Origin of the sequence: Streptomyces sp. NPDC088194, from assembly GCF_040702025.1 — a bacterium.
Classification (GTDB): Bacteria; Actinomycetota; Actinomycetes; order Streptomycetales; family Streptomycetaceae; genus Actinacidiphila.
Genome location: NZ_JBFBIV010000005.1, coordinates 99,772 through 122,257, shown reverse-complemented (window position 1 = coordinate 122,257; position 22,486 = coordinate 99,772). Strand labels below are relative to the sequence as shown.

The following is a 22,486-nucleotide window of genomic DNA, read 5'->3' as shown; positions in this document are numbered from 1 at the left end:
CGGATCGAGCGCGACCTGCACGACGGCGCCCAGGCCCGGCTGGTCGCCCTGGCCATGGACCTGGGCCTGGCCAAGGAGAAGCTGCTGGAGGACCCCGAGGCGGCGGCGAAGATGGTCGGCGAGGCGCACGGCGAGGTGAAGGTGGCCCTCCAGGAGCTGCGCGACCTCGCCCGCGGCATCCACCCGGCGATCCTCACCGACCGCGGCCTGGACGCGGCCCTGTCCTCGGTCGCGACCCGCTGCACCGTGCCGGTCTCGGTCACCGTGGACCTGCCGGCCCGGCCCGCCGAGGCGATCGAGGGCATCGCGTACTTCACGGTCTCCGAACTCCTGCAGAACGTCAGCAAGCACAGCCGGGCCCGTACCGCGTCGGTGGACGTGTGGCACTCGGGCGACCGGCTGATGATCCAGGTGCGCGACGACGGGCAGGGTGGCGCGGACGTCAGCTCCGGGTCCGGCCTGGCCGGGCTCGCGGAGCGGCTGGACTCCGTCGACGGCCTGTTCGTGGTGGCCTCTCCGGTGGGCGGGCCGACCATGGTGACGGCGGAGCTGCCGTGGCGGGACCGGGAGTTCGGCACGCAGGCCGCGCCGCGCCGGTAGGGCAGTGCCGCGAGGGCCGCGCCGGCAGGGCAGTGCCGCGAGGGTCGTGCCGGCAGGGCCGCGAGGGCAGGCCCGCGGGCGTGGAGCAGCGGCACGCCCGGGCGATAGGTAGGGAAATCCCCACCCCCAAGACGCCGATCCGCACCATGGGCGCGCGCCTCCGGCCCGGGCACTGTGGTCGGTATGACCAGCAGTACCGAAAGGACGGTCCCGACCATGGCGTACGGCAACCAGCCGGCCGAGCGAGAGCACCGGCTGCCCACCGCACTGCGCGCGCCCGTCGAGGCGCGTACCTGGCGGGAACTCGCGTACCTCCTGCTGAACCTCCCGATGTGCCTGATCGGCTTCGTGTGGACGATCACGATGCTGTCGCTGGGCGCCGGCCTGCTGATCACCTTCATCGGGCTGCCGGTGCTGGTGCTGGCCCTCGGCGGCTGCCGGGCCGTCGGCTACGTCGAGCGGGCGCGGGCCCGCTCGCTGCTCTGGCTCGACGTCGAGGAGCCCGGCCCGGTCCGCACCAAGAGCCGCGGCTTCCTCCCGTGGCTGGGCGGCCAGCTCGGCAGCGGCGTCAACTGGCGGCACGCGATCTACTGCCTGCTGCACTTCCCGTGGGGCGTCCTCACCTTCTGCGTGTCGATCAGCTTCTTCACCTACGGCTGGGGGCTGCTCACCTACCCGCTGTGGCGCTGGGTCTTCCCGGTCTACTTCGGCCAGCAGGGCCTCCAGGTCTACGGGGACGGCGACCGCCACCACGGCTGGTGGCTGCACACCCCCGCGGACCTGCTGCTGTGCGTGGTGATCGGGCTGGCGCTGGTGGCGCTGCTGCCGTGGGTGGTGCGGGGCATGGCGCACGTGGACCGGATGCTGGTCAGCGGGCTGCTCGGCCCGTCCCGGCTGGCCGACCGCGTCACCGAGCTGGAGTCGGACCGCGGCGCGGTGGTGGACACCGCGGCGGCGGACCTGCGCCGGATCGAGCGCGACCTGCACGACGGCGCCCAGGCCCGGCTGGTCGCCCTGGCCATGGACCTGGGCCTGGCCAAGGAGAAGCTGCTGGAGGACCCGAAGACCGGCGCGGCCATGGTCGAGGAGGCACACGGCGAGGTGAAGGTGGCCCTCCAGGAGCTGCGCGACCTCGCCCGCGGCATCCACCCGGCGATCCTCACCGACCGCGGCCTGGGCCCGTCGCTCTCGGCGGTCGCCGCCCGCTGCACCGTGCCGGTCTCGGTCACCGTCGACCTGCCGGCCCGGCCGGTGCCCGCGATCGAGGGCATCGCCTACTTCACAGTCTCCGAACTCCTGCAGAACGTCAGCAAGCACAGCGGCGCCTCCCGCGCCTCCGTGGACGTCTGGCAGACCGACGACCGGCTCATGCTGCACGTCTACGACAACGGCCGCGGCGGGGCGTCGGTGGACGCCGGCTCGGGCCTGGCCGGCCTGGCGGAGCGCCTCGACGCGGTCGACGGGGTGCTGGTGGTGGACTCCCCGCCGGGCGGTCCCACCCGGATCGCGGCGGAGCTGCCCTGGCGGGTGTGACCGGCCGTGGCCGGCCGGGGGGAGTCCGCCCGGCTACCGCCCGCCGAGGTGGCGCGTGACGATGTGGCGCAGCCGGGCCCGGTCGAAGCTGCGGCCGTGGCCCGGGTGCACCACCGCCACGTCCAGCCGGGCGAGGACCTCCAGGCTGCGGCGGTAGACCGCCGGGTCCGACTCGGGCAGGTCGTCCACGAGGTGGCCGTCGTACACGACGTCACCGGAGTAGAGCGTCCCGGTGTGCTCCTCCAGCAGGGCGACCGACCCGGGGGGTGTGGCCGGGCAGGTGCAGCACGGTCAGGGTCCGCCCGCCGTGAGGAGGTGCGGGTGAGGGGGCGGGCGCGGGGTGCGGGCGCGGTGCCGGGCGCCGATCGTCCACGCCCACGGGTTCCGGCGCGCCGCTCGGCGGGGGTTGCTGGGAGACTGGAGGGATGACCGACGACTTTCCCGGCGGGCTGGCCCTGCGCCACCCCCGCGTCGAGGACCACGCACGGGTACTGGCCGTACTCGACCAGTGGTGGGGAGGGCTGGGCGGCGAGACGGGGTCACGGGAGCGGGCCCTGCTGCTGCCGCGGTTGTACTTCCAGCACTTCACCGGCACCAGCCATGTCGCCGAGCGCCCCAGTGGCGAACTCGCCGCGTTCCTCGTCGGCTTCCTCTCCCAGGACCGGCCCGACATCGCCTACATCCACTTCGTCGGCGTCGATCCGGCGCTGCACGGCCGTGGCATCGCGACCGCGCTCTACCACCGCTTCTTCGCCCTCGCCCGGGCCCGCCACTGCCGTCAGGTGCACGCGATCACCAGCCCGGCGAACGCCGCGTCCCGCGCCTTCCACACCCGGATCGGCTTCACCGAACTCCCCGGCTCCCCCGACGCCGCCCCCTCGGTCCACCCCGACTACGACGGCCCCGGCCTGGACCGCGTCACCTTCGCCCACGACCTCACGGCGGCGACCGGGTAAGTACCGGCCAGCGGCGGATACGCAGGCAAGACCGCACGGACCGGCCCCGGCCCGGCCGTCGGCGCCGATCCGGCTCGCCCGGCGCGGGACGCCCCGGCCATCGACCTCGCCGCGATCGAGCGGGTCCGGCCGCAGGCGCGCCAACCGCCCACCCGGGCGGCGCCGTTGCCGCCCCGCCGCCGGAACCCGGCCGCCGGGGGCCCGCGTCACGCCCCGGCGGCCCGCGCCGCCGCGAACTGCGCCCGGGTGATCGCCGTGACGTCCACCGGCGTCCCGTGCGCGGGGACCGTGGTGCGGCGGTCGAGCACCATGCCCAGCTTGGTCATCACCCGCCGCGACGCGTGGTGCTCCACGTTGCAGACGCTGACGATCCGGTCCAGGCCGGCCTCGTCGAAGCCGTACGCCAGCGCCTCGCGCGCGGCCTCGGTGGCGTATCCGCGCCCCCAGTGCGCCCGGCCCAGCCGCCAGCCGATCTCCACGGCGGGCAGGATCTCCGGCAGGAAGGCCGGCACCGTCATGCCGACCCAGCCGGCCAGCTCACCGGTCGCCCGGACCTCGACGGCGAACATGCCGTAGCCGCGGTCCCGCCACTCCTGCCGCAGCATCGCGAAGCTCGCGGCCGTCTGCTCGTAGGTGCGGGTGGCACCGGCGCCGATGAACCGCATCACCTCCGGGTCGGCGTAGATGTCGGCCAGCGGGACCAGGTCCTCGTCCCGCCACCCCCGGAGCAGAAGCCGCTCCGTCACGCGTTCCATGCCCAACTCCCGGGTCGATCGGCTCGGTACGCCGGCCGCCTCGTCGCGGACCGCCGGCTTCATCGGAGGCTACGCGACCCGCAGCAGCACCTTTCCGGTGCCGCGGCCCGCCGCCAGGACCTCGTGGGCGTCGGCCGCCCGGTCGAGCGGAAGTTCCGAGGTGACGTCGAGCCGGATCGCGCCCGAGGCCAGCAGGGACAGCGCGGCCAGGGCGTGCGAGCGGACGGCGGTGGGGGCGCGGCGGGCGAGGTCGGCGATGTGGTAGCCGGCCAGCGAGCGGTTGTTCTGCCACAGCGGCAGCAGCGGGAGGGTGAGGTCGGGGTGGCGGGCGGCCTCGCCGTAGAGGGCGAGGCGGCCGAAGGGGGCGAGCAGCGGCAGCGAGGCGAGCCGGGTCGGGCCGCCGATCGGGTCGAGCACCACGTCGACCTCGCGGACCGCCTCGGCGAAGGCGTCCCGCGGGTGGACCGCGTCGTAGCCGAAGCGCTTGGCGTACTCGGCCTTCGCCGGGGAGCCGACCGTGCCGTAGACCGCCGCGGCGCCCAGGGCGCGGGCGATCTGCGCGGCGGCCGAGCCGATGCCGCCGGCGGCGGCGTGGATCAGCACGGTGTCGCCCGCGGTCAGCCGGGCGGCGCCGGCGAGGATGCCGTAAGCGGCGGTGAGGGTCAGGCCCGCGCCGCCGCCGTCGCGCAGCGAGATCCCGTCGAGCGGGAAGGCGAAGTCCGCGGGGGCGAGGGCGTACTCGGCGTAGCCGCCGCCGTCGGGGAGGTAGGCGGCGACCTGCTCGCCGACCGCCAGGCCGGTCACGCCGGGGCCGACCGCCGCGACCTCGCCGGAGACCTCGAAGCCGGGCACGGTGGTGCGCCGCGGCGTGCCGAAGTCCCCGAGCCGGTGCCGCATCTCGTCGTGGTTGACGCCCGCGTACGCGACCCGGACCAGGAGCTGACCGGGGCCGGGCACGGGGGCGGGCAGATCCACGGGCTTGAGCACCTCAGGACCGCCGATGACGTCGAAACCGACCGCGCGCACACGTTCTCCTCTCCCTGGGCCCCCGCCCGCTTGGGCAGCTGCCTCTGATCGCCGGGCGCAACCTTGCCCACCCCGCACCGTATTCCTCATTGGGCCGCCGATGCTGGGATGCTGGGGGAGTCGGTTCGGACGGGGGAAGCTGAAGACCGTGGAGGAAAGAGTGCGGGTCGTCATCGCCGAGGATTCGGTACTGCTCAGGGAGGGACTGACCCGGCTGCTGACCGACCGGGGTCATGACGTGGTCGCGGGGGTCGGCGACGCCGAGGGGCTGATCAAGGCGGTGCGCGAACTGGCCGACCAGGGCGCGCCTCCCGACGTGGTGGTGGCCGACGTGCGGATGCCCCCGACGCACACCGACGAAGGGGTGCGCGCCGCCGTGCAATTGCGGAAGGAGCACCCGGGCGTCGGGGTGCTGGTGCTGTCGCAGTACGTCGAGGAGCAGTACGCGACGGAGCTGCTGGCGGGCAGCAGCCGCGGGGTGGGCTACCTGCTCAAGGACCGGGTGGCCGAGGTCCGCGAGTTCGTGGACGCGGTGGTCCGGGTCGCCGAGGGCGGCACCGCGCTGGACCCCGAGGTGGTCGCGCAGCTGCTCGGCCGCAGCCGCAAGCAGGACGTGCTGGCCGGGCTGACCCCGCGCGAGCGCGAGGTGCTGGGCCTGATGGCCGAGGGCCGGACCAACTCGGCGGTGGCCAAGCAGCTCGTGGTGAGCGACGGCGCCGTGGAGAAGCACGTGAGCAACATCTTCCTGAAGCTCGGGCTCGCGCCGAGTGAGGGAGATCACCGCCGGGTGCTGGCAGTGCTGACCTATTTGAACTCGTGAATTTCCGGAATCGCCGACCGGCCGTCTGACGGCGGGACGGGCAACAGCGCTGCGCAGGGGCGGGCAGCCGGGTGCGCGCACCACCGTGCGCCCGGCTGCCAGATGCGGGGACGTACCGGGAAGGCGACCCTTACCGACGTACGATGACCGGTGAGAGCCTGTCGGGTGCCACCCGGGCGGAGGCCACCGGACAGGCTCTGCGCCGTGCCGCCGCGAAGGAGGTCCGTTCAGTGACCAGCCAGGTCAGCAGCCCCATCAACGAGGAACACGAGGGCCCGGGTACCGCTCTCGGCTCCCCGGTCGGGAAAGCCGAAGCGCTCGGGAGCCTCAAGGAACTCGGGGAGCTCGGGGAGCTCGAAGAGCGCGGAGGGCTCGCGGAGCGCGGGGAACAGCGCACGTCCGACAAGGAGACCCGTCGGCTCGACCGGGTGATCATCCGGTTCGCCGGCGACTCCGGTGACGGGATGCAGCTCACCGGCGACCGCTTCACCTCCGAGACGGCGTCGTTCGGCAACGACCTGTCCACGCTGCCGAACTTCCCGGCCGAGATCCGGGCCCCCGCGGGCACGCTGCCGGGCGTCTCGTCGTTCCAGCTGCACTTCGCCGACCACGACATCCTCACCCCGGGTGACGCCCCCGACGTGCTGGTGGCGATGAACCCGGCCGCGCTGAAGGCGAACCTGGCCGACCTGCCGCGGGGCGCGGAGGTCATCGTCAACACCGACGAGTTCACCAAGCGCGCGATGGCGAAGGTCGGGTACGCCGCCAGCCCGCTGGAGGACGGCTCGCTGGCGGCGTACGCGGTGCACCCCGTGCCGCTGACCACGCTGACCCTGGAGGCGCTGAAGGACAGCGGCCTGGCCCGCAAGGACGCCGAGCGCGCGAAGAACATGTTCGCGCTGGGCCTGCTCTCCTGGATGTACCACCGCCCGACCGAGGGCACCGAGTCCTTCCTGCGCAAGAAGTTCGCGAAGAAGCCGGACATCGCCGAGGCGAACGTCACCGCCTTCCGCGCCGGCTGGAACTTCGGCGAGACCACCGAGGACTTCGCGGTCTCCTACGAGGTCGCGCCGGCCGCCAGCGCCTTCCCGGCCGGCACCTACCGCAACATCTCGGGGAACCTCGCGCTCGCCTACGGCCTGATCGCGTCGTCGAGCCGCAGCGGGCTGCCGCTGTTCCTCGGCTCCTACCCGATCACCCCGGCCTCGGACATCCTGCACGAGCTGAGCCGGCACAAGAACTTCGGCGTGCGGACCTTCCAGGCCGAGGACGAGATCGCGGCCATCGGCGCGGCGCTGGGCGCCGCGTTCGGCGGGTCGCTGGCGGTCACCACCACCTCCGGGCCCGGGGTGGCGCTGAAGTCCGAGACGATCGGCCTGGCGGTGTCGCTGGAGCTGCCGCTGCTGGTGGTGGACATCCAGCGCGGCGGGCCGTCCACCGGCCTGCCGACCAAGACCGAGCAGGCCGACCTGCTCCAGGCGATGTACGGGCGCAACGGCGAGGCGCCGGTGCCGATCGTGGCCCCGGCCACCGCCGCGGACTGCTTCACCGCCGCGCTGGAGGCCGCCCGGATCGCGATCACCTACCGCACCCCGGTGATGCTGCTCTCCGACGGCTACCTCGCCAACGGGTCGGAGCCGTGGCGCGTCCCCGACGTCGCCGAACTGCCGGACCTGCGGGTGGAGTTCGCGTCCGGCCCGAACCACACCGCGGCCGACGGCACGGAGAGCTTCTGGCCGTACCTGCGCGACCCCGAGACCCTGGCCCGGCCCTGGGCGGTGCCCGGCACCCCGGGCCTCGAACACCGCATCGGCGGCATCGAGAAGCAGGACGGCACCGGGAACATCTCGTACGACCCGGCCAACCACGACTTCATGGTCCGCACCCGCCAGGCGAAGATCGACGGCATCGCGGTGCCCGACCTGGAGGTGGACGACCCCGGCGGCTCGGCGCGGACCCTGGTGCTGGGCTGGGGCTCGACCTACGGGCCGATCACCGCCGCGGTCCGCCGTATCCGCCGGGAGGGCGGCCAGGTCGCGCAGGCCCACCTGCGCCACCTCAACCCGTTCCCGGCCAACCTCGGGGCGGTACTGGCCCGGTACGACAAGGTGCTGGTGCCGGAGATGAACCTCGGCCAGCTCGCGCACCTGCTCCGGGCGAAGTACCTCGTCGACGCCCATTCCTACACCCAGGTGACCGGACTGCCGTTCAAGGCCGAGCAGTTGGCGCAGGCCATCGCGAAGGAGAACGCGGATGTCTGAGACTCCCGCCGCCACACGCGCCGGCGGTGCCGCCGGCGCCTCCGTACGCGCGTCCGCCGGCGCCGCTGTCGGGCCGCTCGCCGGCGCGACGGCGCTGTCGCTGGTGCCCAAGGCCGGCGGCCCGCAGACCATGAAGGACTTCAAGTCCGACCAGGAGGTGCGCTGGTGCCCCGGCTGCGGTGACTACGCCATCCTCGCCGCCGTCCAGTCCTTCATGCCGGAGCTGGGCCTGGCCCGCGAGAACGTCGTCTTCGTCTCCGGGATCGGCTGCTCCTCCCGCTTCCCGTACTACATGAACACCTACGGGATGCACTCCATCCACGGCCGCGCCCCGGCCATCGCCACCGGCCTGGCCGCCTCCCGGCGCGACCTGAGCGTGTGGGTGGTCACCGGCGACGGCGACGCGCTGTCCATCGGCGGCAACCACCTCATCCACGCGCTGCGCCGCAACGTGAACCTGAAGATCCTGCTCTTCAACAACCGGATCTACGGCCTCACCAAGGGCCAGTACTCCCCCACCTCCGAGGTCGGGAAGATCACCAAGTCCACGCCGATGGGCTCCCTCGACGCCCCGTTCAACCCGCTGTCGCTGGCGATCGGCGCCGAAGCCTCCTTCGTCGCCCGCACCATCGACTCCGACCGCAAGCACCTCCAGTCGGTACTGCGCGCCGCCGCCGTCCACGAGGGCACCGCGCTCGTCGAGATCTACCAGAACTGCAACATCTTCAACGACGGCGCCTTCGACGTCCTCAAGGACAAGAGCACCGCGGAGAGCGCGCTGATCCGGCTGGAGCACGGCGCGCCCGTCCGCTTCGGCCCCGAGGGCTCGCGCGGCATCGTCCGCGACCCGCGCACCGGTGACCTCGGCATCGTGGACGTCACGGCCGAGAACGAGGCGGACGTCCTGGTCCACGACGCCCACTCCCCCTCGCCCACCAACGCCTTCGCCCTGTCCCGCCTCACCGACGGCACCGCCTTCGGCCCCGGCACGGCCACCCCGATCGGCGTCTTCCGCGACACCACCCGCGCCGTCTACGACACGGACATGGCGGAGCAGCTCGAAGCGGCCACCACCCGCCAGGGCCCCGGCGACCTCGCCGGACTCCTCGCGGGCACCGACACCTGGACCGTCACCGACCAGCCCCCAGCGCGCTGAACCCGACCCGCTCCGCACCCGCCCCGCCCCGCCGGCACCGCCCGGCACGGCGGGGCGGTCGCGTTCCGGCGCGGCGTCAGAGTGCCGCGTCGTAGGTCTGCTGGGCCGCGGTGACGGCGGTGACGTTCCGGGCGGTCCACTCGGCGAGGGCGCCGACCTTCTCGGCGACCTGGACCCCGAGCGTGGTGAGGTCGTAGTCGACGTGGGGCGGGATCACCGGGCGGGCCCGGCGGCGTATGAAACCGTCGCGCTCCAGGGTCCGCAGGGTCTGCGCCAGCATCTTCTCGCTCACCCCGCCGATCCGCCGGCGCAGCTCGCTGAAGCGCAGGGTCCCCGCGTCGGACAGCTGGACGAGAACGAGGACGCCCCAGGTGCTGGTGACGTGTTCGAGGACGGCCCGCTCGGGACAGCCGGCCCTGGCCGCTTCACTTACCTTCATGTAGGTACCGTACGCCAAGGTAGGTACTTTCCCACAGTTAGTGTTCGCGTTACGGTGGCGGGGAAGCCGGAGAGATCCGCATATCACCGCAGAACGGGAGCAACAGCATGAGCATCGTCGTCACCGGGGCCAGCGGGCAGTTGGGCCGGCTCGTCATCGAGGACCTGCTGGAGCGCGGAGTGGGGGCGGGGGACGTCGCCGCGGTCGTACGGGACCGGGGCAAGGCGGCCGACCTGGCCGCGAAGGGCGTGCAGGTGCGGGTCGCGGACTACGACGAGCCGGCGACGCTGAAGGAGGCGTTCAAGGCGGGCGACCGGGTGCTGTTCGTGTCGGGCAGCGAGGTCGGCCGGCGGCTGCCGCAGCACACCGCCGTGGTGGACGCCGCACGCGAGGCGGGGGTCGGCCTGCTGGCGTACACGGGCATCCTGGGCGGACCGGCGGCGGACTTCGCGCTCGCCGAGGAGCACAAGCTGACCGAGCAGCTGATCCTCGACTCGGGGCTGCCGCACACCTTCCTGCGCAACGGCTGGTACACCGAGGTCTACACGCAGAACCTCGGCACGGTGCTGGAGCACGGCGCCGTGGTCGCCAGCGCGGGCGAGGGCCGGGTGGCCTCGGCGGCGCGGGCGGACTACGCGGCCGCGGCGGCCGTGGTCCTCACCGGCGAGGGCCATGAGAACAAGGTGTACGAGCTGAGCGGCGACACCGCGTGGAGCTTCGCGGAGTACGCGGCGGCGGTCTCGGCGGCGACCGGCCGGGAGATCGCCTACCAGAACGTCTCGTCCGAGCAGTATCTGGACGTGCTGGTCGGCGCGGGCCTGCCGGCGTCGTTCGCCGAGGTGCTGGTCGACGTCGACCGGGCGATCGGGCGCGGCCTGCTCGCCGGCACCAGCGGCGAGCTGTCCCGGCTGATCGGCCGCCCGACCACGCCGATGCCGCAGTCGGTGGCCGCCGCGCTCAAGGGCTGACCCTCGCCCCTCGCTGTTCGGCGCTCGGCCTGTCATGACCACAGTTCGATATGGCCATGACAGGCCGAGCCGCCGCCCGCTAACGTCGGCAGTGCCGTGCGGCGTCGGGAGGGGCGGGCGAATGGGCGAGCAGCGGGTGGGACTGGGCTACGGCTTCGCGGCGTACGGGCTGTGGGGGCTGTTCCCGCTGTACTGGCCGCTGCTGGAGCCGGCCGGGGCCCTGGAGATCCTGGCGCACCGGATGGTGTGGTCGCTCGGGGTGGCCACCGTCATCCTGCTGGCGCTGCGCCGCTGGGCGTGGATCGCCGAACTGGTCCGGCAGCCGCGGCGGATGGCGCTGATCGCCTCGGCGGCGACCGCGGTCACGGTGAACTGGGGCGTGTACATCTGGGCGGTGAACGCCGGCCATGTGGTCGAGGCGGCGCTCGGCTACTTCATCAACCCGCTGGTCACCATCGCGCTCGGCGTGCTGGTGCTGCACGAGCGGCTGCGGCCGGTGCAGTGGGCGGCCGTCGGCATCGGCTGCCTGTCGGTGGTCGTGCTGGCCGTCGGCTACGGGCGGCTGCCGTGGATCGCGCTCACCCTGGCCTTCTCCTTCGGCGGCTACGGGCTGATCAAGAAGAAGGTGGCGATGGGCGGGCTGGAGTCGCTCGCCGCCGAGGCCGGCGTCCAGTTCCTGCCGGCGCTCGCCTACCTGATGGTGCTGGGCGCCCAGGGGCACTCGACCTTCACCCACCACGGTCCGGGACACGCCGCGCTGCTCGCCGCCTGCGGGCTGGTCACCGCGATACCGCTGATCTTCTTCGGGATGGCCGCGACCCGGCTGCCGCTCTCCACGATCGGCCTGATGCAGTACCTCACCCCCGTCTCCCAGTTCCTGATCGGGGTGCTGTACTTCCACGAGACGATGCCGCCGGACCGGTGGGCCGGGTTCTTCCTGGTCTGGGCCGCGCTGGCGGTGCTCACCTGGGACGCCCTGCGCACCGCCCGCCGGGGCCGGCTCGCGCTCGCCGGCGCGGCGGCCGGACCCGCGGCCGGACTCGCAGAGGGACCCGCAGAGGGACCCGCAGAGGGACCCGCGGACGGGAACGAGAGCGCGAGCGGTCCCGCGAACCCGACGACGACCGCCGGCCCGGCTACGCGGTGACGTCCCGCGAGGTGAAGCGCGCCCACGCGGCCGACCCGAACACGGCCACGTACAGGGCCTGGAGGCCGAGGTTCTTCCCGATCGCGTCCCACGGCACGGGGTCGCGCAGCACGTCGGCGAAGCTCAGCCAGTAGTGCGGGAAGAGGTACGGCTGGACCGCGTGCAGCTGGGGGATCGTGTCCACGATCTGCACGGTGATCAGCAGCCCGACGGTGGCCGCCATGGCGCCGATCCCGCTGTCGGTGAGGGTGGAGACGAACAGCCCGAGCGCGGCGATGCCCACCAGGGACCCGGCCACCAGGACCGCGATCAGCAGGGCCCGCAGCATCCCCTGGGAGAGCGGGAGGGTGGTGCCGGACAGCGTGGTCACGTCGCCGACCGGGAAGAGCACGAAACCGACGACCAGGCCCGACACGGCGACGACCAGCGTGGCCACCAGGCAGAAGGCCAGCACCGAGGCGTACTTGGCCAGCAGCAGCCGGGACCGCCCGGCGGGCGCGACCAGCAGGTAGCGCAGGGTGCCGCCGCTCGCCTCGCCCGCGATCGCGTCGCCCGCGACCACGCCGATCGCCATCGGCAGGAAGAACGGCAGGGTGGCGGCGAGCGCGGTGAACGCGAGGAACAGGCCGTTGTTGCTGACCTGCTGGATGAACGCGGGGCCGCCGTCGCCGTTGGAACCGCCGCTGATCGTGCTGCCGTGGCGGGTCTCGATCCGGACCGCGATGCCCACCAGCACCGGCACGCCCGCCAGCACCGCGAAGAGCGCGAGGGTGCGCCAGCGCCGGAACACGGTGACCAGTTCGGAGCGGAACAGCCCGAGGGACCACAGCAGCCGCGGCGCCCGGGGGGAGCCGCGGTCCGGCTCCGGCGCGGTGGGGTTCCGAGCGGTACGGTCCCGCGCGGCACCGGCACCCGTATCCGTATCCGTACCCGCGCCCGTAGCCGTGTCCGTGCCGGCGCCTTCCGGTGCCGTCTCAGCCCGCGACATCGAAGCCCTCCCCGGTCAGCGCCACGAACGCGTCCTCCAGCGAGCCGCGTTCGAGGCCGAAGCCGCGCACCCGGACGCCTGCCGCGACCAGGGCGGCGTTCAGCTCCGCGAGGTCGGGCGGGTCGGCGGGCAGTTCGCCGGTGACGCGCTGCCCGTCGGTGGCCAGGGCGGTCACGCCGTGCTCGGCCAGTACCCGGGTCGCGTCGGCCGGGTCCGGCGTGGTGACGGCGAGCCGCCCGCGGCTGCCGGCCGACAGTTCGGTGACCGGTCCCTGCGTGATCAGCCGGCCGCGGGCCATCACGGCGACATGCGTGCAGACCTGCTCGATCTCGTCCAGCAGGTGCGAGGAGAGGAAGACGGTCGTGCCGTCGGCGGCCAACTCCCTGACCAGGGCGCGGATCTCCCGCATGCCCTGCGGGTCGAGGCCGTTCGTCGGCTCGTCCAGCACCAGCAGGTCGCGCGGCTGGAGCAGGGCCGCGGCAAGGCCGAGGCGCTGCTTCATGCCGAGCGAGTACTGCTTGGCCTTCTTCCCCGCGGCGGCGGCCAGCCCCACCCGGTCCAGGGCGGCGCCGACCCGGGCCCGGCGGGTGCGGGGGTCGGCGGTCGGGTCGGCCGCGTCGTACCGCAGCAGGTTGTCGCGGCCGGACAGGAAGCCGTACAGCGCCGGGCCCTCGATGAGCGCGCCGACCCGGGGCAGCACCGAGCGGGCGGCGCGCGGCATCGGGCGGCCCAGTACCCGGGCGGTGCCCGCGGTCGGCTCGATCAGGCCCATCAGCATCCGGATGGTGGTGGTCTTGCCCGAGCCGTTCGGCCCGAGGAAGCCGAAGACGCTGCCGCGCGGCACCCGCAGGTCCAGGCCGTCGACGGCGAGGGTGCCGTGGTAGCGCTTGGCGAGGCCGCGGGTCTCGATCACGACCTCGCCCGGGGCCTCCGCCTCAGCCCGCGGCCCCGTCTCAACCCGCGCCGCTGCCTCGTCCCGCGCCGCCGCCTGGGCCGGCTTCGCCATCACGCTCCCTCGCTCCCCCGGTCCGCTGCCCGCCCGGGTCCGGCCGCCCGCGTCACTTCGCGGCGTCGGCCGCCGCGGTCAGCGCGGACTGGGTGACCGCGCCGACGTAGAGCTTGCCCTTGTCGGTGAGGAGCACGTTGACCAGGCGGGTGTGGAAGACCGTGCCGCTGCCGAAGGAGCCGGTGACCTTGGTGCCGTAGCTGTTGAGCAGGGACTGCGGGTCGCCGCCGCCGGGGCCGGAACCGGCCTTGCCCTTGCCGTCCGAGCCGAAGCCCGCGCCGCTGTCCGCCGCCTTGCCCGCAGAGGCCAGGGCGCCGGTGTCGATCACCGCGACGGAGTCCCAGCCGGTGCCGAGCACGGTCGGCTCGGCGGCGCCGGGCACGGCGTTCCGCGAACCGTTGCCGATGTCGCCGGGGCGCGCGCCGGACGTCTTGCCCTCGGTCACCTTCACGCCCTTGGGCGGGCTGAACGAGAAGGTGCTCGCGGCCGGCGCGCCGAAACCGACCTTGGTGAAGCCGATGTCGAAGACCGCCTTGCCGCCGCCCTTCGGGACGAGGGTGAACTTCAGCGGCACCCCGGTGGAGGAGTCCACCGCGATCCGGATGCTCCCGACCGTGGTGGTGTCGGCGTGCTCGGGCGTGACCACCAGTTCGTACGCGCTGCGGCCGGCCACCCGTGCGGTGCCGTCGACGGTGATCGAGGCGATGCCCCGCGCCGCCTTCAGCACCTGCTCGGCGGCGGCCTGCGGGGTGGTCGGCACGCCCTCGGGCAGCTGCGACGGCTGCTGGTCCGGCGCGGCCGCGGGCAGGGCCGAGTGGTACGCCTGGTCGGACGCGCTGTCGTACGCCCACAGTTGGGTGCCGTTGTGGATGACGCTGTACTCGGCGGTGGGCTCGATGATCGAGACCTTCTGCCGGTCCGGGCCGTCGACCGAGACATGCAGCTGGTGGGTGCCGACGAGCAGTTGGGCGAGCCGGCTCTGCGGCGCCGCCGAGGACGAACCGCCCTTGCCGGCGCCGCCCGCGCCCGACAGCAGGCTCCCCGCCGCGCCCCCCGAGAGCGCGTCGGGCAGGCCGAGGTCGGTGCTCACCTTCACGGTGCCGTCGACGGTCCGGGTGTTCGAGGCCGCGATCTTCGTCAGCAGTTGCTGGGTGGTGATCTTCGGCAGCGAGGGGTCGCCCGCGTCCGCCAGCGCCGGGACCAGGGTGATGGTCGCCACCGCCACGCCCGCCACGGCGACCGGCACGGTGTAGCGCGCGATCTTCCGGCCGCGGCCACGCGGTTCGTCGGGCTCGTCCGGTTCGGGTCGCCCGATCGGTTGGATCAGTGCCATTGCGTCCTACCTCCGTCGTGAGCGGCGGCCTACTCGCACGTGTCCCACTACCCGGGCCATTGTCGCCCAGTCCGCCGTGAAATGGGGCACCCCCATACGACCAAACCCCCGCCCCCCGCGCATCCCTCCGGGGTCGCGCCCCTCCCTACGCCCCCGGTATGACACTCCCTCCGTGGGTGCCCCTCTCCACGGAGGGAACGGCACCACCCAGGGGCGCGTGGGGACACCACCCAGGCGAAGCCCCGAAGGAGAACTGCGCGCGCAACCACCCACCACCGAGAGGTGGTCCCCCAACCGACGGAACCACCCGCCCTGGAGGGTCAGGGGCCCCCTCAACCGGCGCGGTGGACCACCGCATCGCACAGCGCCGCCAAAGACGCCTTCGCGGGAAGATCCGGAAGAGGCGCCAGCGCCGCCCGCGCCTCATCCGCGTACCGCACCGTGTCCCGTCGAGCCTGCTCCAACGCCGGATGCGCCCGAAGCAGGCGCAGCGCCTCCGCGTGCAGCACATCATCCGTGAGGTCACCGTCGAGGAGTTCGTTCAGCCGCCGGTCCTCCGGCGTCGCCGACCCCTTCCCCTGCGCGTGCCACCTGCGCACGTGCAGGACCGGCAGCGTCGGAATCCCCTCGCGCAGGTCCGTCCCGGGCGTCTTGCCCGACTCGTGGCTGTCGCTGGCGATGTCCAGCACGTCGTCCGCGAGTTGGAACGCCGCGCCGATCCGCTCGCCGTACTGCGTGAGGACGTGCACGACCGACTCGTCGGCGCCGGACATCATCGCCCCGAACCGCCCGGAGACCGCCATCAGCGAGCTGGTCTTGCCCGCGATGACCTCCAGGTAGTGGTCGAGCGGGTCGCGGCCGTCGCGCGGGCCGACGGTCTCCATGATCTGCCCGGTGACCAACCGTTCGAACGCCTCGGCCTGCACCCGCACCGCCTCCGGTCCGAGGTCGGCGAGGATGTGGGAGGCGCGGGCGAAGAGGAAGTCGCCGGTGAGCACGGCAACCGAGTTGCCCCAGCGGGAGTTGGCGCTGGGCACCCCGCGCCGTACGTCCGCCTCGTCCATGACGTCGTCGTGGTAGAGGGTGGCGAGGTGGGTCAACTCCACGACGACGGCGGCCGGCACCACGCCGGGCGCGTGCGGGTCGCCGAACTGGGCCCCGAGCATCACCAGGAGTGGCCGGAAGCGCTTGCCGCCGGCCTGCAGAAGGTGTCTGGCCGTGTCGGTGATGAAGGGGACGTCGCTCTTGGTCGCCTCCAGCAGCCCTTCCTCCACGGCTGCGAGACCAGCCTGGACGTCGGCATCGAGGTTCTCGTCCCACACGCTCAGCCCGAAGGGCCCGACGACGGTCACGAGGGGTACTCCTGTCGCTGGTCTGGCATCTGGCGGGGTCTGGGCTTGGGCGGCTACGCGGCTACGACGACCGGGGCACTTCCGCGGGTTCCATCCGGGGACGGGGACCTGCGACTGCTCCTACCGGCAGGGTAGCCGGTCAGGTGTTGATCACCGCCGGGGCATCGCCCTGCGACGAGCTACGGACGATCACCGCCCGTATAATCCCGATCACCTGGTTTATTCATATATGACCCACACGAAAGAGTGAAGCGCGCGGACAGGGGAATACTCGGCCGATATCGAATGCTTGACCGCATGCCCGTTCATCATTACGTAAGACCGCCACGCACCATGGCGAACTACACTCTCGACAGCAACATGTGACATGTCCTCGCTTCGGATGAACACCCGACAGAAGAACTGAGGAGGTGGACCGATGGCTACCAAGCGTGCCGACCGTGGTGAAGACCTCACCGAGGACGGGGCGGAAGCCCACGTACGCGGGGTGTGCTTCAAGACGGGCCCGCCCGAGCGGACCGGCGTGGAGCTGGAGTGGCTCGTCCAGGACCGCTCCGATCCACGCGAACTGATACCCGTCGAACGACTGGACGCGGCGCTCGCGCCGGTCGAGGCCCCAGGGGCACTGCCCCGGGGCAGCAGGCTCACCCGTGAACCGGGTGGCCAGGTGGAGCTGAGCTCTCCACCCGCACCCACCCTCGCGGGGTGCGTGAAGGCGATGGCAGAAGACCTCGCCACCCTCAGGGAAGCCGTCGAACGAGCCGGACTGGTGCTCGTCGGACACGGCATGGACCCCCACCGCGAACCGCCCCGGGTCCTCGACCATCCCCGCTACCGGGCGATGGAACGCTTCTTCGACCGCGAGGGCCCCTGGGGTCGTACGATGATGCGCCGCACGGCGTCGTTGCAGGTCAACCTGGACAGCGGCGACGACAGCGAGGGCGTGGCCGGCTACCGCAGGCGTTGGGCGCTCGCCCACCGGATCGGCCCGGTGATGGTCGCGGCGTTCGCGAACTCGCCCTTCCGGGACGGCCGCCCGACCGGCTGGGTGTCCACCCGGCAGGCCAACTGGGCCCTGATGGACCCCGGCAGGACCCGGCAGCCGCACCACGACGGGCTGGACGAGGACCCGCGGGCCGCCTGGGCGCGGTACGCCCTGGACGCCAGGGTGCTGTGCATCCGCCAGGAGTGCGCAGACTCGGAATCCGGCTCGGACATCGGCTCGAATGTCGGCACGGTGAGAGCTGCTTTTGAGGACTGGTCCGCGCCTCCTGGGCTCACTTTCCGCCAGTGGGTGCGCGGTGCCCCGGGGGTCCGGCGGCCCACCGTCGCCGATCTGGACTACCACCTCAGCACTCTCTTCCCGCCGGTCCGCCCGCGCGGCTGGCTGGAGCTGCGGATGACCGACGCGCAGGACGGCGAGCAGTGGATCGTGCCGACCGTGCTCGCGGCAACCCTGTTGGACGATCCGGTCGCCGCCGAGACCGCGTACGCGGCCACCGAACCGCTCAGCACGGATGGTGACCCTCTCCCCTCCGATCTCGTCTGGCGTCGCGCCGCCCGGGTCGGCCTGGCCGACCCCGAACTGGCCAAGGCGGCCCGCGCCTGCTTCGCCGCCGCCGAGAGCGCCCTCGCGCGCCCCGGCGCTTCCCCGGCCCTGCGGCGGGCCGTCTCCGACTTCGCCGAGCGCTATCCAGAACGCGGCCGATGTCCGGCCCACGACCAGTTGGACGCGTTGAGCCGCGCCTGACCCTCCGGAAGGCTAGTCGTGACAGACCCTCGCACTCCGCACCGCAACACTGCCGAAAACCGGACCACTTCAGCCGCATCCGACTCATCAGACCCTTCCGCCACTCCAGCCCCGGAGAACCCGACGGGTCCGAGCGGCGGGCCGGTCGCGGCGCCCGCCGACCCGGCCACCCGCGCGCTCGCCGCGCTCCAGGCCGCGCGGCACCGTACCGGCCTGCTCACCGACTCCGTCACCGACGACGACCTCGTCGCCCAGCACTCCCGCCTGATGTCGCCGCTGGTGTGGGACCTGGCGCACATCGGCAACCAGGAGGAGCTGTGGCTGATCCGCGAGGCGGGTCGGCGCACCGGGGTGCGGCCCGACCTGGACCACCTCTACGACGCGTTCCGGCACCCCCGCGCCGACCGCCCCGCGCTGCCGCTGCTCGGCCCGGCGGAGGCCCGCGGCTACGTCGCCGAGGTACGCGACGAGACCCTCGACGTGCTGGCCGGCATCGACACCGACCCGGCGCACCCCGAGCGGCTGCTGGCGGGCGGCTTCGTCTTCGGGATGCTCGCCCAGCACGAGGCGCAGCACGGCGAGACGATGCTCGCCACCCACCAGCTGAGGTCGGGGCCGGCCGTGCTGGACGCGCCCGCGCCGCCGCCCGCACCCGCCGACGCGGCCGCGCTGCCGCGTGAAGTCCTCGTCCCCGGCGGCCCGTTCACGATGGGCACCAGCACCGAGCCGTGGGCGCTGGACAACGAACTGCCCGCGCACGAGGTGCCGGTGGCGCCGTTCTGGCTGGACACCGTGCCGGTCAGCAACGCGCGGTACGCCGACTTCATCGCGGCCGGCGGCTACCGCGACCCGCAGTGGTGGACGCCCGAGGGCTGGCGGCACGTCCAGGACGCGGGGCTCACCGCGCCGCTGTTCTGGTCCCGCGACGGCGACCGCTGGATACGCCGCAGGTTCGGCCACGTGGAGGCGGTGCCCGCCGACGAGCCGGTGCTGCACGTGTGCTGGTACGAGGCCGACGCCTACGCGCGGTGGGCCGGCCGGCGGCTGCCGACCGAGGCGGAGTGGGAGAAGGCGGCGCGGCACGACCCGCTCTCCGGCCGCTCGCGCCGCTACCCGTGGGGCGACGCCGACCCCGGCCCCGAGCACGCCAACCTCGGCCAGCGCCATCTGCGGCCCGCCCCGGTGGGCAGCTACCCCGAGGGCGCGGCGCCCAGCGGCGCCCGGCAGCTCGTGGGCGACGTGTGGGAGTGGACGTCCTCGGACTTCACGCCCTACCCGGGCTTCGCCGCGTTCCCCTACAAGGAGTACTCCGAGGTGTTCTTCGGCCCGGAGTACAAGGTGCTGCGCGGGGGCGCCTTCGGGGTGGACCCGGTGGCCTGCCGCGGCACCTTCCGGAACTGGGACTACCCGATCCGGCGGCAGATCTTCGCCGGGTTCCGCACGGCGAGGGACGTCACGGACCCGGCGGACGCGGCCGCGGATCACGGCGGTTCGGGTCCGGCGGGCGGAGGGGCCGCCTGATGTGCCGCCATCTCGCGTACGTGGGGCCGCCGTTGACGCTGGCGCGGCTGCTCGTCGAGCCGCCGCGGGGGCTGTACGAGCAGTCCTGGCAGCCGCGCCGGCAGCGGCACGGCACGGTGAACGCCGACGGGTTCGGGGTCGGCTGGTACCCGCCGGAGCCCGCACCCGGCGTGCTCGGTGGGCCCGGTGCGCCCGGTCAGCCCGCTGAGCCCGCTGAGCCCGGTGCGCCCGTGTCGTACGGGCCGCCGCCGGCGGACGGCTCGCCCGGTCCCGAGCGGCCCGGCGACGAGGGGCCGGCCGTGCCCGCGCGCTACCGGCGGGCGCTTCCGGTCTGGGCCGACCCGAACTTCGCCGAGCTGGCCCGGGTGATCCGCAGCGGTGCCGTCCTGGCCGCGGTGCGGTCGGCCACCGAGGGCACCACGCCCGACGAGTCGGCGGCCGCGCCCTTCCGGGACGGGCGCTGGCTCTTCAGCCACAACGGTGCCGTGCCGGACTGGACCCGGCTGCCGACCGGGCTGGACTCGGCCGAACTGCTCGCCCTGGAAGCGCGTTCGGACTCCGCGCTGCTGTGGGCGATGCTCGCGGGCCGGCTGCGCCGGGGCGAGCCGCCGGGCGGCGCGCTGGCCGCGGTGGTCCGCGAGGTCGCCGCCGCCCGGCCCACCGCACGGCTCAACTTCCTGCTCACCGACGGCCGTACCATCGCCGCCAGCGCGTGGGGCGACACGCTCTGGTACCGGCTCGGTCCGGGCGCGGTGGTCGTCGCGTCCGAACCCGACGACGCGGCGGGGGACTTGCTCGGCGAATGGCGTGAAGTCCCCGACCGCTCCCTGCTCCTGGCCACCCCGGAAGGCGTCCGCGTCATCGCGCTGCGCCCCGAACGCAAGGACACCACCCTCATGAGCGCCGAGAACCAGAGCCGCTTCACCCTCGACGACCGGCTTCCGGCCGGCTACTTCACCGACACGCTGCACGCCGACGTGACCGGCGGCCTCACCGCCGCCCCGCGCACCCTGCCGCCGAAGTGGTTCTACGACAAGCGCGGCAGCGACCTGTTCGAGCAGATCACCCGGCTGCCCGAGTACTACCCGACCCGGGCCGAGCAGGAGATCCTGGTCCGCCGGGCGCCGGAGATCGCCGCGGCCACCGGCGCGGCCACCCTGATCGAGCTGGGCTCCGGCTCCTCCCGCAAGACCCGGCTGCTGCTCGACGCCCTCACCGCCTCCGGCACCCTGCGCCGCTACGCGCCCCTGGACGTCAGCGCCTCCGCCCTCGAAGAGGCCGGGCGCGCGATCTGCGCCGACTACCCGGGGCTGACCGTCTCCGCCACCGTCGCCGACTTCGAGGGCGGCATCCCGCTCTCCGACGAACCCGGCCCGCGCCTGCTCGCCTTCCTCGGCAGCACCATCGGCAACTTCGACGGCCCGCAGCGCGCCGCCTTCTACCGCACCCTCGCCCGCTCGCTCAGCAGCGACGACGTGCTCCTGCTCGGCGCCGACCTGGTCAAGGACCCGGCGGTGCTGGTCCGCGCCTACGACGACGCGGCAGGCGTCACCGCGGAGTTCGACAAGAACGTGCTGCACGTCCTCAACCGCGAGCTCGGTGCCGACTTCGACCCGGACGCGTTCGAGCACGTCGCCGTCTGGAACGCCGAGGACGAGCGGATCGAGATGCACCTGCGGTCGCGGGTCGCGCAGACCGTCAAGATCCCCGACCTCGACCTCTCCTTCGACCTCGCGGCCGGTGAGGACGTGCGCACCGAACTGTCCTGCAAGTTCCGCCGCGAGTCCCTCACCGCCGAACTCCACGAAGGCGGCTTCACCGTCCGCCACTGGTGGACCGACCCCGCCGCCCGCTTCGCCCTCCTCCTCGCCGTCCCCAACTGACCTGCCCGGCCGGGCCGTTCGGCCCGCCCGCCGCTCCCCCGCCCCGGTTTCTCCGTCCTCCGACGGGAACACCGGGGCGGGGTGCGTGAGTTGGCCGGGCATGGAGCGGACGGGAGTACCGGCGGGTGTGGGGCGGACCGCGATCGGGACCGCGCGGGTGCGGGCGGCGGAGAGCCGGCGGGCGGACCGGCTGTTCGACGACCCGCTGGCCGCGGCGTTCGTGCGGGCGGCGGACGCGGCGGGCCGGCCGCCGGACGGGCCCGGCGGGGAGTCGCCGACCGGGCGGGTGATGGCCGAACAGGTGGTGCTGCGCACGCGGTTCTTCGACGACTACCTGCGCGCAGCGGTCGCGGACGGCCGCCGGGCGCAGGTGGTGCTGGTGGCGGCGGGGCTGGACACGCGGGCGTTCCGGCTGCAATGGCCGGACGGGCTGCGGGTGTTCGAGCTGGACCTGCCCGACATGGTGGGCTTCAAGGAGGAGGTGCTGGCCGGGGCGGGCGCGGTGCCGCGCTGCCGGCGGGCCGTGGTCGGGGTGGATCTGCGCGGGGAGTGGGCGGGGCCGCTGCGGACCGCCGGGTTCGACCCGGCGGCGCCCACGGCGTGGCTGGTGGAGGGGCTGCTGATCTATCTGACGGCCGACGAGGCGGCGGCCGTGCTGGGTACGGTCGGCGACCTGTCCGCGCCCGGCAGCGTGCTGTCGTTCACGCACGGCGGCGGGCTGGCGCGGATGGTCCGGCAGACCCGCACCGGGGACGAGTTCCGGCCGATCAGCGACCTGTGGCGGGGCGGCCTCGCCGAACCGCCGGACGCGTGGCTGACCCGGCACGGCTGGACGGTCACCGCGCATGGGAAGGCAGCGCTGGCGGCCGCTTACGGGCGGGGGTCCGAACGTCCGGCCGAGGGCGCGTTCCTGGTGGCCGAGCGGGGTTGAACGCGAGTGGCGTGGAGTGTCGTATCCCTCCTCTAAAGTGATCAACCACAGGCGTTCGGGG

The 22,486-nt window shown here is 73.6% G+C and carries 20 protein-coding genes and 1 pseudogene; 13 read left to right on the top strand and 8 right to left on the bottom strand.

The window, feature by feature from the left end:
• Both AB0399_RS04025 and AB0399_RS04020 read left to right on the top strand, forming a co-directional pair.
• A partial coding sequence (locus tag AB0399_RS04025; RefSeq protein ID WP_366410134.1) for a histidine kinase occupies positions 1-600 on the top strand: 600 nt, incomplete at its 5' end.
• 216 nt (positions 601-816) lie between these two features.
• Positions 817-2,133, top strand: a complete 1,317-nt coding sequence (locus AB0399_RS04020) for a sensor domain-containing protein (RefSeq protein ID WP_366410176.1) — start codon at positions 817-819, stop codon at positions 2,131-2,133.
• 33 nt (positions 2,134-2,166) lie between these two features.
• Here AB0399_RS04020 and AB0399_RS04015 read toward each other — a convergent pair whose 3' ends face one another.
• A complete protein-coding gene (locus AB0399_RS04015; RefSeq protein ID WP_366410175.1) occupies positions 2,167-2,379 on the bottom strand; it encodes a hypothetical protein in 213 nt (70 codons plus the stop codon).
• Between the two features lie 179 nt (positions 2,380-2,558).
• Between AB0399_RS04015 and AB0399_RS04010 the strand changes: the two genes are divergently transcribed.
• Positions 2,559-3,089: a GNAT family N-acetyltransferase gene (locus AB0399_RS04010; RefSeq protein ID WP_329365918.1), complete on the top strand. Its 531-nt coding sequence runs from the start codon at positions 2,559-2,561 to the stop codon at positions 3,087-3,089.
• A 206-nt stretch (positions 3,090-3,295) separates the two neighbouring features.
• Here AB0399_RS04010 and AB0399_RS04005 read toward each other — a convergent pair whose 3' ends face one another.
• Both AB0399_RS04005 and AB0399_RS04000 read right to left on the bottom strand, forming a co-directional pair.
• Positions 3,296-3,844 carry a GNAT family N-acetyltransferase gene (locus AB0399_RS04005; RefSeq protein WP_366410133.1) on the bottom strand — a complete coding sequence of 183 codons (549 nt, stop codon included), beginning with the start codon at positions 3,842-3,844 and terminating at the stop codon, positions 3,296-3,298.
• A gap of 69 nt (positions 3,845-3,913) precedes the next feature.
• Positions 3,914-4,870 (bottom strand): zinc-binding dehydrogenase, encoded by a 957-nt coding sequence (locus AB0399_RS04000; protein ID WP_329365921.1) that lies wholly within the window; start codon positions 4,868-4,870, stop codon positions 3,914-3,916.
• Positions 4,871-5,030: 160 nt separating this feature from the next.
• Between AB0399_RS04000 and AB0399_RS03995 the strand changes: the two genes are divergently transcribed.
• The 3 genes from AB0399_RS03995 to AB0399_RS03985 all read left to right on the top strand — a co-directional run bounded on the left by AB0399_RS03995 (position 5,031) and on the right by AB0399_RS03985 (position 9,107).
• Entirely contained in the window at positions 5,031-5,690 is a 660-nt protein-coding gene (locus AB0399_RS03995) for a response regulator transcription factor (protein ID WP_328474390.1), read from the top strand.
• A gap of 143 nt (positions 5,691-5,833) precedes the next feature.
• A complete protein-coding gene (locus tag AB0399_RS03990) occupies positions 5,834-7,951 on the top strand; it encodes a 2-oxoacid:acceptor oxidoreductase subunit alpha (RefSeq protein ID WP_329365923.1) in 2,118 nt (705 codons plus the stop codon).
• Between the two features lie 130 nt (positions 7,952-8,081).
• Positions 8,082-9,107: a 2-oxoacid:ferredoxin oxidoreductase subunit beta gene (locus tag AB0399_RS03985; RefSeq protein WP_366410174.1), complete on the top strand. Its 1,026-nt coding sequence runs from the start codon at positions 8,082-8,084 to the stop codon at positions 9,105-9,107.
• A 76-nt stretch (positions 9,108-9,183) separates the two neighbouring features.
• On the opposite strand, the gene AB0399_RS03980 is transcribed toward AB0399_RS03985, so the two are convergent.
• Positions 9,184-9,546, bottom strand: a complete 363-nt coding sequence (locus AB0399_RS03980; protein ID WP_329365925.1) for a helix-turn-helix domain-containing protein — start codon at positions 9,544-9,546, stop codon at positions 9,184-9,186.
• A 107-nt stretch (positions 9,547-9,653) separates the two neighbouring features.
• Here AB0399_RS03980 and AB0399_RS03975 point away from each other — a divergent pair, with 107 nt between their 5' ends.
• Together AB0399_RS03975 and rarD are read left to right on the top strand one after the other, a co-directional pair.
• A complete protein-coding gene (locus tag AB0399_RS03975) occupies positions 9,654-10,514 on the top strand; it encodes an SDR family oxidoreductase (RefSeq protein WP_366410132.1) in 861 nt (286 codons plus the stop codon).
• Positions 10,515-10,635: 121 nt separating this feature from the next.
• Positions 10,636-11,661, top strand: a complete 1,026-nt coding sequence (rarD, locus tag AB0399_RS03970) for an EamA family transporter RarD (protein WP_366410131.1) — start codon at positions 10,636-10,638, stop codon at positions 11,659-11,661.
• On the opposite strand, the gene AB0399_RS03965 is transcribed toward rarD, so the two are convergent.
• From AB0399_RS03965 to AB0399_RS03950, 4 genes are all read right to left on the bottom strand, one after another.
• Positions 11,651-12,649, bottom strand: coding sequence for an ABC transporter permease subunit (locus tag AB0399_RS03965; RefSeq protein WP_366410130.1), 999 nt, complete (start codon positions 12,647-12,649; stop codon positions 11,651-11,653). The genes rarD and AB0399_RS03965 overlap by 11 nt on opposite strands.
• Entirely contained in the window at positions 12,636-13,655 is a 1,020-nt protein-coding gene (locus AB0399_RS03960) for an ABC transporter ATP-binding protein (protein WP_328467873.1), read from the bottom strand. Before AB0399_RS03960 ends, AB0399_RS03965 begins: the two co-directional genes overlap by 14 nt.
• A gap of 52 nt (positions 13,656-13,707) precedes the next feature.
• A complete protein-coding gene (locus tag AB0399_RS03955; RefSeq protein WP_366410129.1) occupies positions 13,708-14,988 on the bottom strand; it encodes a DUF2092 domain-containing protein in 1,281 nt (426 codons plus the stop codon).
• Positions 14,989-15,320: 332 nt separating this feature from the next.
• The gene (locus AB0399_RS03950; protein ID WP_328467869.1) at positions 15,321-16,340 is read right to left on the bottom strand and encodes a polyprenyl synthetase family protein; all 1,020 of its coding nucleotides are present in this window, start codon (positions 16,338-16,340) and stop codon (positions 15,321-15,323) included.
• A 418-nt stretch (positions 16,341-16,758) separates the two neighbouring features.
• Here AB0399_RS03950 and egtA point away from each other — a divergent pair, with 418 nt between their 5' ends.
• The 5 genes and pseudogenes from egtA to AB0399_RS03925 all read left to right on the top strand — a co-directional run bounded on the left by egtA (position 16,759) and on the right by AB0399_RS03925 (position 22,425).
• Positions 16,759-18,090 carry an ergothioneine biosynthesis glutamate--cysteine ligase EgtA gene (gene egtA / locus AB0399_RS03945; protein ID WP_366410128.1) on the top strand — a complete coding sequence of 444 codons (1,332 nt, stop codon included), beginning with the start codon at positions 16,759-16,761 and terminating at the stop codon, positions 18,088-18,090.
• A gap of 18 nt (positions 18,091-18,108) precedes the next feature.
• Positions 18,109-19,611: an ergothioneine biosynthesis protein EgtB gene (gene egtB / locus AB0399_RS03940; protein ID WP_366410127.1), complete on the top strand. Its 1,503-nt coding sequence runs from the start codon at positions 18,109-18,111 to the stop codon at positions 19,609-19,611.
• Positions 19,611-20,282 (top strand): annotated as a pseudogene (locus AB0399_RS03935) (hypothetical protein); the annotation flags it as partial. The gene egtB and the pseudogene AB0399_RS03935, both read left to right, overlap by 1 nt.
• A 294-nt stretch (positions 20,283-20,576) precedes the next feature.
• Positions 20,577-21,494, top strand: a complete 918-nt coding sequence (egtD, locus tag AB0399_RS03930) for an L-histidine N(alpha)-methyltransferase (RefSeq protein WP_366410173.1) — start codon at positions 20,577-20,579, stop codon at positions 21,492-21,494.
• A 127-nt stretch (positions 21,495-21,621) separates the two neighbouring features.
• Positions 21,622-22,425, top strand: a complete 804-nt coding sequence (locus tag AB0399_RS03925) for an SAM-dependent methyltransferase (protein WP_366410126.1) — start codon at positions 21,622-21,624, stop codon at positions 22,423-22,425.
• Positions 22,426-22,486 lie beyond the last annotated feature (61 nt).